Below are 15,712 nucleotides of genomic sequence, written 5' to 3'. Positions count from 1 at the left end.
CAGCAATTCCTCGCTTTGTATCATTGGAGACAACAGGGAGAAATCTTTGAGATGCACTACAGTTTACTTTCAGTGTTGATTACAACACTTAATTTACACAACTTTGAGCCTTAACTGAACCGTATTGACATATAATCCAATACAGTTCAGTTAAGCATTTATTTCTTCTCCCTGTGTTCTCTGTGCCTCTGTGGTTAGTAAAAAAGACTAACTTTGACAAAAAGTTTTAGCCTTAACTGAATAATTTTCATAAATGATTTAGGACTGCTATATATAAATAGAACTATTACTAATAGTTCATGATTTATATATTAATTTTGATAAAAATACTAAAGTAGTAATTAAACTTTATGAGACTGAGCTAATAGGTATCTTAATTACAAATTCTGCACCTTCTCCTGGAACAGAAAAACAGCTAAGTTGTCCGTTATGTTTTTCAACTATAATTTGATAGCTTATATATAGCCCTAGCCCAGTACCTTTGCCTACAGCTTTAGTAGTGAAAAACGGATCAAATAGCTTTGAGTGAATTTGTTCATTTATCCCCAAACCATTATCAACAATACTAACCGTTATCCATTTTTCATCGATTACCTCAGTTTTAATTTCAATTTGGGGATTATTCTTTGTCAGTGTTTGATTGCCAGTATTTCGTAGATTGACTTCTAAAGGCTGGCCATTGACCGCCGACACCTCCAGTGCATCAAGCGCATTAACAAGAATATTCATAAACACTTGGTTAAGTTCGCCAGGGTAACAAGTTACATTGGGTAGTCGACTATATTTTTTGATTACTTTGATTTCTGGGTACTCATCCCTAGCTTGGAGCCGATGCTTCAAAATCATTAAAGTACTATCAATTCCCTCATGGATATTGACTTGCTTAAGTTGTGCTTCATCAAGTCTCGAAAAATTGCGTAGCGATTTAACAATTTCTTGAATGCGCTCTGTTCCTACTGTCATTGACTCGAAAAGTCTAGTTATGTCTTGAAACAGAAAATCTAAGTCTATTTCTTCTACTTGCTCTTGGATCTCTGGAGGAGTATTTGGAAAAACCTGTTGATACACTTGCACTAATTTCAGTAAATCCTGAGTATATTTATGGGCGTGGTAAAGGTTTCCATAAATAAAACTGACAGGGTTATTAATTTCATGGGCAATACCAGCGACCATCTGACCTAAACTAGACATCTTCTCAGCTTGGATAAGCTTGGTTTGGGTAAGTTGTAGTTCGTTTAATGTTTCTTGTAAAGCAGTTGTACGTTCTTCAACTCGAATTTCTAGCTTTTGATTCGCTTTCTTGAGCGCTTCCTCCGCCTGTTTTCGTTTCTGAACTTCTTTTGCTAACTCATCAATTTTCTCATTCAGAAGGACGAAATTACTGCTGGCTAAAGCTCTGTTTTCCAAGCGTAAGAGAATTAAAGCTGAAGATTCAGGAGACCAAGGTTGAATAACGGCTCCTTGACTACGACATATTAAGGTTTGTCCATCATTCTTTCGTAAAGTCAAAGAGCCAATAACCATTGCCCTGCTACTTGAACAAGCTTGCAGGTACTTTACAACATCGTTAGCAAACTCAGTCACAAATTCAAAAAGCATTCTTCCCCGCAGTTCCTGACGGCGTAATCCCAGCATATCTGCTACTGGTTGATTGGTAGCCAAAAGCTGACCCTCACTACTCACCAGGAGTAAAGGTTCTGGTAAAACTCTGGCAAATTCAAGAAATTGTTCAGGGGTCATGGGGCTTTCAATTTCAGGGTTCAACTCTACTTTACATATCTGCGCTCAAGCTTGTATTCTGTGCTTGATATAGTGGTGAAGAGCTTACACAGACTCTATTCCTCTAAAATATTCTCTACCTTCTGCATCTTCTGCCTCTTCTGTAAGTTTTAAGTAAACAATAACTCTACATCCAGAAGCACCCTGTGCTATTGTCTCTTGCAATTCTACTTTCGCATATCCCAGATTATTAGCTGCGATCGTTCCAAAGACGTTTGAAGTCATCATACACATAGCAGGGCGATCAAGCACTTTTTCGGCAAATGGACAGACACGGTTGCCAAAGATAATTTTTTCATCATCCTGCTCAATGACATAAAAATCGCCTTGAATTCGTTTTTTTATATCAATTAAGACATCAGCGACCTGCTTACGAGAAAGATTTGAGACTTCCAGAGCAGATTTGTAATCTTGGTTGAGCTGGCTAGCCATCCTTTCACCAACTACGCTAATAAATCCAGATGCTTCTTCTAAGCCAACTACATCCTGCAAAGTGCCAGATAATTCTCTGATTAATGTACGTAAAAATATATCGCGTTCTAAAGAAAGATTAAGCGTAGGTATTGAGCGGTTAAATGCATTGGTCATAAATTTTGAGAACACAATTTTGGAGCTACAGTTCTAGAGTTCCCCAAAATGCTTCTAAAATAACTGCTTAATCTCTTTTTTTAGACAATTTGATGCTTGCTTTTTTTTAATCAATAGAAATGGCCATCATAAATTTTGAACCTTGTCGTTGTAAAAATTCCCAGTTTTACAAAGTCAGTAAATCGCAAAGTTTTTCCAAGAGAGTGATTGCTAATTAGATACTTAATAGAAGTTAGTTCTGAATAATCTGCAAGAGAACTGGCGCATTGCTAAATCACTTCTTCAACTGCTGATACAGAATCTGGATCGTTACTGTGACCTACTACTGTTTTAAACATAAATTCATTTATATGGATAAGTGTTTTTTCTATTATTTTTCAATTGGAAGCTTAATAATAAACTCTGAACCTTGTCCGGGTGCTGAATTTACCTCCAAAGTCCCACCATGTTTTTCGACAACAATTTGGCGAGCAATTGATAATCCTAATCCTGTGCCTTGGCCTACAGGCTTAGTGGTAAATAAATGGTCAAAAATTTTTTGCTGTACATCAGTCGGCATTCCCACCCCATTATCTTTAATACAAATAAAAATATGATTTTTGTTTTCGCTAAGGCTAGTCTGAATCAAAACTTGGTTGGGATTTGCTTCAATTTCAATATAGGTGCGTCCTACATTAGACTCCTCTAAAGCATCAATAGCATTAGCTAATAAATTCATAAATACCTGATTTAGCTGTCCGATAAAACATTCTAATTCTGGTAAATTATCGTAATCTCTAATTATCTGAATATCGGGGCGTTCCTCGGATGCTTTTAATCGGTGTTTGAGAATCATGATTGTACTATCGATGCCATCATGAATGTTGCAAAAAACTTTGCGATCGCTATCTGCGCGAGAAAAGGTTCTTAGACTTGTACTAATGTTGCGAATGCGCTGAACACCCTCTTTCATTGAAGAAATTAAATTAGGTAGATCGGCAAGGATATACTTCAAATCTATTGCTGTAATTTCCTCTTTAATTTCTGGAACCGGATTAGGATAATGCTGCTGATAGAGGTTAATAATATTAATCATGTCTTGGAAATATGCTGAAGCGTGTCCGAGATTGCCATGAATGAAACCAACAGGATTATTAATTTCATGAGCAACTCCTGCTACTAATTGACCAAGGGCAGACATTTTTTCTGTCTGTACAAGCTGTAGTTGAGACTCTTGTAAGTCTTTTAATGCCCTAGACAACGCTCCTGTCCTTTCTGTAACTCGTTTTTCTAAAGTTTTTGTGAGATTTCGTAATTGAAGATGGGTTTTAATTCTAGCTAATAATTCTTCTTCATGAAAGGGCTTAGTAATGTAATCAACGGCTCCTATATTTAGTCCCTTTACTTTACTATCAGTGTCAGAATTGGCAGTCATAAAAATTACTGGAATGTCACAAGTAGCTGAATTCTGTTTTAGCCTTTTACAGGTTTCAAACCCATCTATTCCAGGCATCATTACATCTAATAAAATTAAATCAGGTAATCTCTGCTCAACCTGTTTAATTGCTCTCTCCCCAGTGGTTTCTGTAGTAACTTCAAAACCTACTTTCGTTAATATATCAAAGACAATTTCTAAATTTGTTGTAGTATCATCCACTACTAAAATTGAATTGTCTTCTGGTACATAAAGCATTTGTATATTTTGCTTGTAATTCATGTATTTAAATTAATTTGGCTCCTTGTTGCTTGTTCAATATTCACCCTACGATCGCAGCTAAGTCACCTTTATGTTATCGGTGGACTTACAGACGAATTTTTCGTCTGACATTCCTATAGTTCCCAAAACTCTGATAACAACAACATTTTTACGCTAAATTGTTCTATGTGATTGGGAGAACGATCGCTACAGGATGGGAATAAGCACTAAATCTTCACTTTTACTAGAGTGAAGCATCTTCTTTTATGAAGGCGATCGCTCTGAAATTAGTCATTATTACCGTTGTATTTTTATAAAAGTGCCGCTAGATCGGAAAAGTATTGCGATGCCATAGGTTGACTTTTTGAGTTCGTCAACAGTACTTATTAGATACCAATAAAACTATAATCAATTTTATAGAAAAATTTATAATTCAGAGTAATTACGGTTATTTATTTTTAAAAAAACCTGAACAATAACTAGATAAGTATTGAGAAATTTATATATAGCTAAAAATAGACGTGTAAAAATTATTTACATACTGTAGAAGTCTTGGAGCTATATTAATTTTTTTTAAAAGCAATACTATATCGCTTTGTTTGTCTTTAAATTCATCTTCGTTACTTTGAACTAATACAATTTTATGCCGCAATTACTTTCCTCTGGTTTGTACTGCCCATTTCCATCCCAGATCAATAAACATGTTGATGTTTTAGAAAAGCATGCTCTCGAATGGGTGCTTCGATTCAACCTACAACCAAGTAAAACTGCTTACCAGCGTTTCTCAAAGTCAAAATTTTTCTTGTTAGCTGCAAGTGCCTATCCAGACTGTGGTTTAGAAGAACTTAAGATTGGAAATGACTGGCTTAGTTGGGTATTTATCTGGGATGATCTATGCGATATGTCAGAGTTCAAAAAACAACCGGCAGCGCTCAAAGTTTTTCAACAAAGATTTATAGAAATATTGAGAGGAGCAGAACCAACAAAGCAGGATATACCCATCAATCATGCCTTAGCTGATTTGCGACAACGAACACGTGAAAGAGCGAGTGAAAAATGGTTCAATTACTTCCTCCACTGCTTTGAGCAATACTGCCACGGATGTGTAGAGGAAGCAGCTATTCGTGCTGAAGGAATTGTACCTAATATTAACACTTATATGAAATGTAGAAGATTCAGCGTAGGAGGATATCTTTTCCTGACAGTAAGTGAATTTTGCAATAATTACATGCTCTCTGATATTTTACGAAATCATAAAACCGTGAAACAACTAGAATTAATAACAATTGATATTCTTGCTTGGTGCAATGATGTTTTTTCAGCATCTAGAGAGATAGACAGTGGCGATGTTCATAATTTAGTTATTGTGCTACATCATCTACATAAACTCCCTTTGAATAAAGCAATAAAGCGCTCTGCTGATATGCATGATCAAAAGGTAAAATCGTTGATAAATTTAGAAGCTTCTCTTCCTTCTTTTGGAGAAGATATAGATGTTGAACTGGCAAAATATATATCAATAATGCACTCCTGGATTAGTGGCAATTTTAATTGGTATTCTCTTACTTCCCGATATGAAAGTGCAGAAAAATTGGAGTTAATTAACTTTTAAGTTAATTTTAAACTTTCAAATAAGCGAATTCGACCGCTCTACTTGTAAGCATAATTTTGAGATGAAAAAACAGGCTCAACTACCAAATATTCTCAAAACCCGTCCTTTTTTTCAAAAAATTCAATGGATCGCTGACCCTGTTGGGTATATGGAAAAAGCGGCTCAGCAATATCCTGACATTTTTACTGCTAGGATAGTTGGTTTTGGGGATACCGTAGTTTTTGTAAACCATCCCCAAGCAATTCAGGAAATTTTAACCAACGATAGAAAGAAGTTTGTAGCTGTTGCTGAGGCTAACAAAATTGCAAAACCCTTAGTAGGAGAATATTCAGTCTTCTTGCTGGAGGGTACTCGTCACAAACAGCGACGACAATTAGTGATGCCTGCCTTTCATGGAGAGCAAATGCAAAGCTACGGTCAGAGGATCTGTAGTCTGGCTGAAAACGCTTTTAGTCAGTTACCACTAGATCAGCCTTTCTTGGGGCATAATGTAACGCAGGAAATCTCATTGCAAGTTATTTTACAAGTTGTCTTAGGCTTGCATGAAGGAGAAAAACTTCAAAAATTTAAGCATCTATTGCTACAGATGTTGAATCTTTTTCAGTCACCGTTCACTTCTAGTGTGTTCTTTTTCTCATTTTTGCAAAAGGATTTAGGAACTTGGAGTCCTTGGGGTAAATTTCTGCGTGATCGTAAGCAAATTGATGAATTGATCTACGCTGAAATTACCGAACGTAGGCAGCAACCCGATACAAAACGTGTTGATATCCTATCTATGCTGATGTCAGCAACGGATGATGCTGGTCAACCGATGACGGATCAAGAGTTACGCGATCAGTTGATCTCCTTAATACTTGCAGGATATGAAACTACGGCAACTGCAACGGCTTGGGGATTGTACTGGATTCACAAAAAGTTACTAGTTCATGAAAAACTACTCAAGGAACTGGATACCCTTGGTGATTTCACAGATCCAATGAGTATTTATCGGCTGCCATATCTCACAGCTGTCTGTAACGAAACCTTGCGAATTCATCCGGTTATAATGTTCTGTTTTCCTAGAGTAGTGCAAGAACCTGTACGACTACTGGGACATCTTTTAGAGCCTGGGACAGTACTACTTGCCAGTGTTTATCTTACTCATCAGCGGGAGGATTTATATCCCCAGCCTAAGGAATTTAAACCAGAGCGCTTTGTTGAAAGCCAATTTTCTCCCTATGAATTTCTACCCTTTGGTGGTGGTGTTCGTCGTTGTATTGGTGAAGCTTTGGCTATATTTCAAATGAAGCTAGTATTAGCAATAGCCTTGTCACGCTATGAGTTTGCACTAGTTGATCGGCGACCAGAGCGACCTCAGCGTAGAGGTTTTACCCTTGCGCCGGCAGATGGAGTCAAGATGGTAATTACAGGACGCCGTGTGTGTCAAGAGTCTTTCAAAAGTCTTTAGTCAATATGACAGCTACACCTGTATCTTAGTAGCTTTTCAGAGTTGTTTTGATGAGTATTATAAACCCAGTTTTTGTGGCAAACTGGGTTTTTATGATTATAGGTTTGGTAGAGTAAAGCAAAATTCAACAAACTTCCAAATGTTAAATTTTACTCCGCTTAACCCAATCGTGTATCTTAATACAAGTGGTACTACTCTAGATACCTGACTGTTGCACAGGGATCTCAATTACGAACTCTGTTCCCTCTCCTAATATAGAATTACAGGTTAAACTACCCTTATGTTTGTCCACAACAATCTGATAGCTAATCGACAATCCTAACCCCGTTCCACTTCCTACCGACTTGGTGGTAAAGAATGGGTCAAATATTTTCTGCTGCACAGCTTCTGTCATACCACAACCATTATCACCAATCCGAATTACAACCGTCTTAAAATCTGTTATTTCAGTAAAAATGCGAATTTTTCCTTTATCTTTTATCATTTGTGTTTTGTCATTTACTAATAACGGGAGATCAATAGCAAATGACTCTTCTAAAGCATCTATTGCATTACTCAAGATATTCATAAATACCTGATTTAGCTGACCAGCGTAACAAGTAATTTTTTCCAGCTTTCCGTATTGTTTTATGACTTTAATCTCAGGGTAATCGCTTTTTTCTTTCAGCCGATGCTGCAAAATCATTAAGGTGTTGTCTATCCCCTCATGAATATCTACAAGCTTCATTTCAGATTCATCTAGGCGGGAGAAGTTGCGTAAACCCAAAACAATATCCCGAATACGGGAACTGCCAACGTTCATTGAATCTAGAATCTTTGGTAAGTCTTTTACTAGAAAATCTATATCAATTTCCTCAGCTTTCTCTTCAACTAAAGGCAAAGGATGGGGGTATTGCTGCTGATAAACAGCTATCAAATCCAGTAAGTATTGAACATACTCACTAGCATAAATAATATTACCATGAATAAAATTAATGGGGTTGTTTATCTCATGGGCAATTCCTGCGACCATTTCCCCCAATGAAGACATTTTTTCACTTTGAATCAATTGGGTTTGGGTACGTTGCAATTGTTGTAGAGTCTGTTCTAAGTGTTGATTCTTCTCATTGATTTCTTGTGTTCTCTTCTCGACTTTTTCTTCTAATGTATGGTTGTATTTTTCCAGATTTTCTTTAGCTTGACCCAAGTTTTTGTAAAGGATAGCATTCTCTAAAGATATTGCTGCTTGGGTGGTGAGGAGTTTGAGAATTTCTATACGATCACGTGTAAATGCCCCTGTTGTCAGCTTATTTTCTAAGTAAAGAATACCGAGTAATTTGTTCTGATTGATAATAGGTATACACAACAAGCTCTTGGGTTCTTCACAAAGAATATACCTATCAGATGCTAAATAAGAAACAGTCATTGCATCATCGATAACCAATATTTCTCTGGAGCGTTTAACGTAGTTTATCAAACTAATGGGAATATCATAACTTGACTCTAGGCAAGTTGAGGGGAACTCTGTGTAGGTATGCTCAAAACTTGAACTTGAACAAACCGCTGTGACAGTTAATGCTAAGTTATCACCTTCGCTTAAAATCAAAGCGCATTTAGAGGCTCCTGCATTCTCCATTACAACTTTCATTAAAGTAGAAAGTAGTCGCTCAAGTTCTATTTCCCCAGAAAGTGCTTGAGATGCTTTAATGAACGCGGCTAAATCCAGAGAGTCAGAAATACTTGTTTTCGATCCAACAACAGTTTGTTGATTACTCAACGTAGATAAAGATGTGCTATTGAAAGAGGTGCTTTCCTCGCTGGAATCAACCCTCAGTTTTTCTTGCTGGAATATAGGAGCGAGTAATTGGGGATAGCGTTTTGCTAAATCGTCAACTTTGGCTAATGCTCCCCAGCGAACGTAGCTATAATAGGCATCTGTAAGGTAGATTTGGGCAATCTTATGCTTGCCCCATTCTAAATAGAATTTGGCTGTAAGTTCTTGAGCTAGCGCTTCTTCATTAATATATTCATGTTCTTTGGCAAGGGAGATAGCGCGATCGTAGAATTCCATTGCTTCAAGATATTGACCAGCAATTCGATACCGTTCAGCCTCAACAAGATAATATTTGTGTAAATAATTCATTGGAGCATGATGTGCCCAATGCTCTATTTTTTCCTGATTCGCTTGAACCTTATCCAGAATGTACTTTTGGTCAGAACTAGATGCATTAGGATATATTGCCAGTCGCGCTAGTGAATCATATAAGTAGAAGAGAGGAGTGACTAGTTGTCCTGTTCCACCATGTAAATACTTTTCTGCTAGGTTAGCATTTTTAATTGCTTGAGAAAAGTCTTGAAATAGGAAACAAAGATGTAACTTTCTTACATATAAATAGAAAATCCCCGTTCCATCATTAGCTTCAACATGAAGCAGCAGCATTTTATTTTCATCGTAAACTTCACCAATTAAACTATAGGGATTAGTTACAGATCCCAGTAAATTTAATATACTCTGTCGATAGATAGTACTCCAGTTAAATACTGCTTCTTGCTGAATTTGCCTGATGGCATTAGTGTAAGTTGCCATCTCCCGTTCTAATCCTGTCAGTTCTCTACCAATGAAATATGCAGAGTAACAATAAGCGTTAATACAATAGGCAGCAAATTCTAAATCTCCTGTTTCCAGTCCAACATAATAACCTTCCAGTAAAGGTTTTAATGTTTCCTTAGTATGTTCCTTCCAATTCCAAATACCTGTGTTAAATATCAGTATAATCTTAGCTTTAACTTCTTTAGCATTAAGCTTATCAGTCAAAGTTGTAGCTAGTTTGCCAAATTTATAACCAGACTCAATATCCCCCACTACCCCGCTGAGTATTAACCCGTAATTAACGTAAGCATAGGCAGATAACGGAGTATTACCATGTTTTAGCGATAAGCTGATTTGTTTGAGAGTAATCAGCAAAAACAATTCAGGAGCGACTGCATAAGCAACAGAGGCTCCAGTTGATAGGATACGCATAGTTGCCATATGCGGCCCTTCTATCATTTCCGGGAGATTAATTAAATCCTCAATGGGCCTACCGTTGAGATTTGATGTTAATTCTGCGATTGCTAACTGAATATTAGACTGGCTTGGATGTTCAGGAAATTCCACTCCCAAAAGTTTTAAAAAGGTTAATGCAGTATTTACAGCCTCTAGTGCTTGATTCTGCGCCCCATAAGCCTGAATTTTGACTTCATAAACTTTCACTTTTTCTAGTAGTGTTTCACGTGCTAACACCACCTCTGCTAATTCCTCCATCTGTTCAAAATTGCCAGCTAGGTATGCTGCCTCTGTCGCAGTCTCATATAAAGCCAGGGTAAGATCATGTTTGGTTTCCCAGCTATCAGCTGCTAGCAATTGAATACCAGTAGTTAAATAGTTAACCGCAGCGAGATAAGCCGTTGATGTTAAAGCTTTACGTCCAGCTATTAAATTCATTTGCGCTAGTTCATCTCGTTTAGCTTGATGAGAGATGAATTCTACTGCGATATTAAACTGGTTGACAAGCTCAAAAATCTTTTCTTCCTGTTCTGCTACTGGAATATTGTTCAATAGCAGTAGTCCAATCTTTAAGTGAATTGGCTTTTTTTGTTCTTTAGGAATCAAAGAATAAGCGGCTTGCTGCACTCGGTCATGTACGAATTTATATTTAGGTAGCTGTAAATTAGAACTCGAAAATTGTGTAGATTCTATTCCATGAACAATAAATTCTTGATTAAGATTATCTTGCGAAAAGATGTTATAATTTTCGGTTTGAGGGAAAACTAGCCCATCGAGTAATGCTTGCCACAAGTCTGATGCTGTATCTACTACAGATTTTTCATTGACGATCGCAAGAGTTTTTAAGTCAAATTGATTACCAATACAGGCAGCAAGTCTCAGAACTTTTTGGGTATTGATTGGCAACTTCTCTATTTGAAGTGCGATAAATTCTACTACATCATCTGTAAGAGCTAATTCTTTGACTTTTGAAATATCATACTGCCAATAACCAATATCAAAGTTTAATACAATTAGTCCATCATCATATAAAGACTTGAGGAATTGAACGGAAAAGAAGGGGTTACCTTTAGTTTTGGCAAACACCATCTGGGTGAGAGGAACAGCAACTACTTCAGGGCAATTAAGGGTATCAGCAATTAGATAATTTAAATCACCCTGATTTAACGGTGCTAGAGTGATCGTATTAATATTTGCTCCTGCTTTTTGAATCTCCTGTAGTGTTAAAGAAAGTGGATGTGCCTTGGAAACTTCATTATCTCGGTACGAACCAACTAATAAGAAACTTCCCTTTGTTTCACGCATATCTTCTATCTGTTCTGAAACAGAAGGCAAGGGGGTTTCAGACATTAATAATTGAATTAATTTCAAAGATGCCATATCTGCCCATTGCAAATCATCCAAAAAAATAACCAGGGGATGTTCTTTGGTTGTAAAGATTTGGATGAATTTTTGAAACAATAGATTGAAACGATTTTGGGCAGCACTACCAGAGATTTCTGTAACCGGAGGTTGCTTGCCAATAATCTGTTCAAGTTCAGGGATTACATCAATAATCACCTGAGTTTGTGTACCCAATCCCCGCAGAATTTTGGCTTTCCATTGTTGAATTTGGGCATCAGTTTCTGAAAGCAGTTGCCCGATTAAGTCCCGAAAAGCTTGCACCAATCCTGACAAGGGAATATCACGTTGAAACTGGTCAAATTTTCCTTTGATGAAGTAACTACGCTGCCGCACAATAGGTTTGTGGATTTCATTGACCACAGCAGTTTTGCCTATTCCAGAGAAACCCGCGACTAATATCATTTCTATTGCCCCTTGTGTCACACGCTTAAAAGCAGCGAGTAGGGTTTCAACTTCACTTTGGCGACCATAGAGTTTTTCAGGAATTACAAAATGGTCTGAAATATCTTTAACGCCTAGTTCAAAGGGTGGAATATTTTTTGTTTCTTGCCACTGGCTTTGGCACATCTCCAAATCATGCTTTAATCCCAAAGCACTCTGATAGCGGTCTTCGGCATTTTTTGCCATCAGCTTGCTGATAATGTCAGACAAAATTAGTGGAATATTAGAGTTAATCCGATCGGCTTTTAGCGGTTGTTTAGCAATGTGAGAGTAAACTAACTCCATCGGATCTTTAGTTGTGAAGGGCAACTGTCCGGTGAGGAGTTGAAAGAAGGTGACACCGAGGGAATAAAAATCAGTGCGGTAGTCAATACCTCGGTTCATTCTCCCGGTTTGTTCTGGGGAAATGTAAGCTAGGGTGCCTTCTAAAACGTTGGGATTCGTGACAAATTGAATTTCTTTTGGTAGCAGGGTGGCAATACTAAAGTCGATGAGTTTTATTTCATCTGTAGTAGGGTTGATCAGGATGTTGGCAGGCTTGATGTCTTTATGAATGATGCGATCGCGATGCAATCCTTCAAGGGTAGAAGCAATTTTAATGGCAATGTTGAAAAACTCATCTAAGGAAAACCTGTTTTCATCCTTCCCTTTGTCCTCCAGTCGCCAGTCTTGGAGGGAAATGCCACCAAAATCTTCCATCACTAGGACGTAGCTGTTACGGTAATTTTCTAAGCTATAGGTTTTGACTATGCCAGGAAGATCGAGGTTTTTGGCAATGATATATTGATTGCGGAACTGGGCAATTTCCGCGAACGTAGGATATTCATTTCGCATCAATTTGAGAACAACTGATTTTTGATCTTGTTCTCTAATGCCACGATAAACTAGGGTTTTACTGCCTAAGTAGATTTGCTCAGTGAGGCGATAGCCAGGAAACGCATATAATGTATCTAATACTACCAACATCGCAGACTATGCTCATAATTCTTGTTTCTATGGCTTAGTATTCCCATGCGAAGACTATCATTATCATGAAATAAGAATTCTTTTGTTTAGTTTGTATTTAAAAATTTAATTTTTTCTTAAAGTATTATCTTGGACTATGTAATTCTAGAAAAGGTAAAACAATTCGCAATTTGCAATGGGCTACGCCCCGCTACGCTAACGCAATTACGTTTTGTGTCGGGGTCTAAATCCCCGTCACAAAACGCGCTACTTGATAGAAGCAGGGGACTTAAACCCCCACCACTTGGTAATTTTGATATCAAGGCATAAGCTGCCTAAATATATTTTTAGCGAATTTTTCTGTGCTTTCGATTAGTGGAGTAGCATCAAGTAGCACAGATTGTAAATGGAGCAGGCTACATAACAAAAAAGCCTGCCGTTCTCATTAGTTCAAGAGCAAACTGCGGCAGGTTTAGTGGGTTTAAGGATGCTTTGCTAGACTGTCAACCTCTTCTTCTCACGAAGACGTTACGCGATCGGGGAATTCAAAATCCAAAGTTGATAAAGGTGGAAATAATTGTTAGCTATTTTTCCAGTTTTTGAATTTTGTTGTCAACGATGATTTATCAACATAAGTATTTTTGAACTAACTATTTTTACCCGCTATTAATCGGACATCCGTTATTAGAAACGGAGTATTTTTGGCTGCGATAATAATGAGCACAAATGCTACTTGATTTTTTGTTTAATAAAGGTCACAACCTGAGTTAGCTGTTTCTTTAAGCCATCGATTTCAGCTTGCATTTTGACAATTTTCTCGTTCAATGCATCAATTTCTGCGTTGGAGGCTCCTCCGGTGCTAGGAGTTGCATTGCTTGCCGCCGTAGGCATCGCAGTATTTGTAGCACTAGGAGTTATTACTGTAGTATTGGCGACACTAGGGGCTGCTACCGTAGCATTAGCGACACTAGAAGTTGCAACTGTGCTATTTTTAACGGCAACTGCTGCTCCTACTGAGGCTAGTTCTGGGCGTGGCTGTTTCGCCTTGGTCATAGCTAACTTAATCGCGCCAATTAGTTGCTTCTGATCAAAAGGCTTACCCAGAAATTCAAAGTATTCAAAGGGTTCTGTGATTTTCTCAGTCACCTCTTCTTTGCGACCAGACATGATCACCAAAGGAATTTTTCGTAACTCCGGATCGGCTTGAACTTTCTGGAAAACCTCCCAGCCACTCATTTTAGGCAACAGGAAATCCAGCATAATCAGGCTGAGTTTTTCCTGAAGAATAAAATTTAGTCCTTCCAAACCGTCTTTTGCTTCCAGTACCTCAAAATTGCCTGGAGGCAACATTTCTCGTACTTTCACCCTGACAACTGTAGTGTCATCGATAACTAAAATCTTGTTGCTTGCCACGACTGTTCGCTCTAACAGAAACTTTAAGTGTAAATAGCGGCTTTGCCGATTGTCATTGAGAATTCCCCCACTATATACAAAATTTCTAGAAATTGGGGGATAGTATATTTCGGTATAAATGACACTGGTAGAGGTATTTTGCAAAACTTTTGCTTTTGCTCTTTTCAATTTGTGTCATGGTGATATTTAAGGCTTTAGCTTAGTTCTAGGGCATAAGGGGCATCGTGATTTGATTAAAAGCATCCTCGCCTCTGCCGATCCCTGCGCCTATTGTTATGTATCATTTGTTAATTGACAGACCGTTACCGTTACTCAATATCCGCATCTTCCCTGGATGTCTATGATTTCGTCACAACAAGCCGACCTAAAGTCTGAAATTAAGGCAATGCCTAGCTGGTTACGTCGCTCTATTGGCAAAGCCAGTGAAATCTCTACCGTACAACGGATTATTAAGCAGCGCCAAATTCACACGATTTGCGAAGAAGGGCGCTGTCCCAACCGAGGGGAGTGCTATGCCCAAAAAACTGCAACTTTCTTACTAATGGGGCCTACTTGCACACGCTCTTGTGCTTTCTGTCAAGTAGATAAAGGTCATGCACCGATGGCTCTTGATTTAGAAGAACCCCAAAAGGTAGCACAGGCGGTGCAGCTTTTGGGATTGCGTTATGTGGTGCTGACTTCTGTAGCCCGTGATGACTTGCCCGATCAGGGCGCAGGTCACTTTGTAGAGACGATCGCAACTATCCGCCAGTTGAATCCAGAGACTCAAATTGAAGTGCTAACACCAGATTTTTGGGGTGGTGCTGGTATTGGGGAGTCAGGTCAATACCAGCGAATAGCGATGATTGTGAAAGCCAAACCTGCTTGTTTTAATCACAATATTGAGACAGTGCGACGGTTAACTGGGCCAGTGCGCCGGGGAGCCAAGTACGATCGCTCCCTCTCGGTACTGGCTATGGTCAAAGAAATCGATCCGACAACTCCCACCAAATCAGGTTTGATGCTGGGACACGGAGAAACACTTGATGAAGTCGTCGAAGCAATGGCTGATCTCAGAACTGTGGGGTGCGATCGCTTAACTCTTGGGCAGTATATGCGTCCTTCTTTAGAACATCTACCAGTCCAAAAATATTGGACTCCAGAGGAATTCGATCGACTCGGCAGATTAGCATGGGAAATGGGATTTAACCATGTTCGTTCTGGGCCTCTGGTTCGCAGTTCCTATCATGCTGGAGAGGAGGGAGTAGGGAGTGAGGAGTAGAAGCCGGAGATGAGGGAGCAGGGGAAGAAATAACTAATGCCCCATACCCAATGCCCAATACCCAGTCCCCAGTCCCCACTCCCCAATTCTTAACTTCACACAAATATTCTTAAAGAATTTGA

At 38.4% G+C, this 15,712-nt stretch carries 8 protein-coding genes; 3 read left to right on the top strand and 5 right to left on the bottom strand.

The features are described from left to right. Positions 1 to 348: 348 nt before the first annotated feature. The 3 genes from H6G96_RS26930 to H6G96_RS26920 all read right to left on the bottom strand — a co-directional run bounded on the left by H6G96_RS26930 (position 349) and on the right by H6G96_RS26920 (position 4,063). The gene (locus tag H6G96_RS26930) at positions 349 to 1,740 is read right to left on the bottom strand and encodes an ATP-binding protein (RefSeq protein ID WP_190915219.1); all 1,392 of its coding nucleotides are present in this window, start codon (positions 1,738 to 1,740) and stop codon (positions 349 to 351) included. A gap of 84 nt (positions 1,741 to 1,824) precedes the next feature. Further along, complete coding sequence (locus tag H6G96_RS26925; RefSeq protein ID WP_190915217.1) at positions 1,825 to 2,367, bottom strand: methanogen output domain 1-containing protein; 543 nt, start codon at positions 2,365 to 2,367, stop codon at positions 1,825 to 1,827. A gap of 370 nt (positions 2,368 to 2,737) precedes the next feature. Next, complete coding sequence (locus H6G96_RS26920; protein WP_242063405.1) at positions 2,738 to 4,063, bottom strand: response regulator; 1,326 nt, start codon at positions 4,061 to 4,063, stop codon at positions 2,738 to 2,740. A 622-nt stretch (positions 4,064 to 4,685) separates the two neighbouring features. Here H6G96_RS26920 and H6G96_RS26915 point away from each other — a divergent pair. Next, positions 4,686 to 5,654, top strand: coding sequence for a terpene synthase family protein (locus H6G96_RS26915; RefSeq protein ID WP_190915215.1), 969 nt, complete (start codon positions 4,686 to 4,688; stop codon positions 5,652 to 5,654). A 61-nt stretch (positions 5,655 to 5,715) separates the two neighbouring features. Then, positions 5,716 to 7,101: a cytochrome P450 gene (locus tag H6G96_RS26910; protein ID WP_190915214.1), complete on the top strand. Its 1,386-nt coding sequence runs from the start codon at positions 5,716 to 5,718 to the stop codon at positions 7,099 to 7,101. Positions 7,102 to 7,297: 196 nt separating this feature from the next. Here H6G96_RS26910 and H6G96_RS26905 read toward each other — a convergent pair whose 3' ends face one another. Together H6G96_RS26905 and H6G96_RS26900 are read right to left on the bottom strand one after the other, a co-directional pair. Further along, positions 7,298 to 12,937, bottom strand: a complete 5,640-nt coding sequence (locus H6G96_RS26905) for an ATP-binding sensor histidine kinase (RefSeq protein WP_190915212.1) — start codon at positions 12,935 to 12,937, stop codon at positions 7,298 to 7,300. 708 nt (positions 12,938 to 13,645) lie between these two features. After that, complete coding sequence (locus tag H6G96_RS26900) at positions 13,646 to 14,329, bottom strand: response regulator (RefSeq protein ID WP_190915232.1); 684 nt, start codon at positions 14,327 to 14,329, stop codon at positions 13,646 to 13,648. A gap of 340 nt (positions 14,330 to 14,669) precedes the next feature. On the opposite strand from H6G96_RS26900, the gene lipA reads away from it, so the two are divergent. Next, on the top strand, positions 14,670 to 15,590 hold the full coding sequence (gene lipA, locus H6G96_RS26895) for a lipoyl synthase (RefSeq protein ID WP_190915210.1): 921 nt from the start codon (positions 14,670 to 14,672) through the stop codon (positions 15,588 to 15,590). Positions 15,591 to 15,712: the final 122 nt, after the last annotated feature.

It is taken from the genome of Nostoc sp. FACHB-892, assembly GCF_014698795.1.
In the GTDB taxonomy this organism is placed as follows: domain Bacteria; phylum Cyanobacteriota; class Cyanobacteriia; order Cyanobacteriales; family Nostocaceae; genus Nostoc.
The sequence above is the reverse complement of the archived record's forward strand: the minus strand, read 5'-3'. Positions and strand labels throughout refer to the sequence as shown.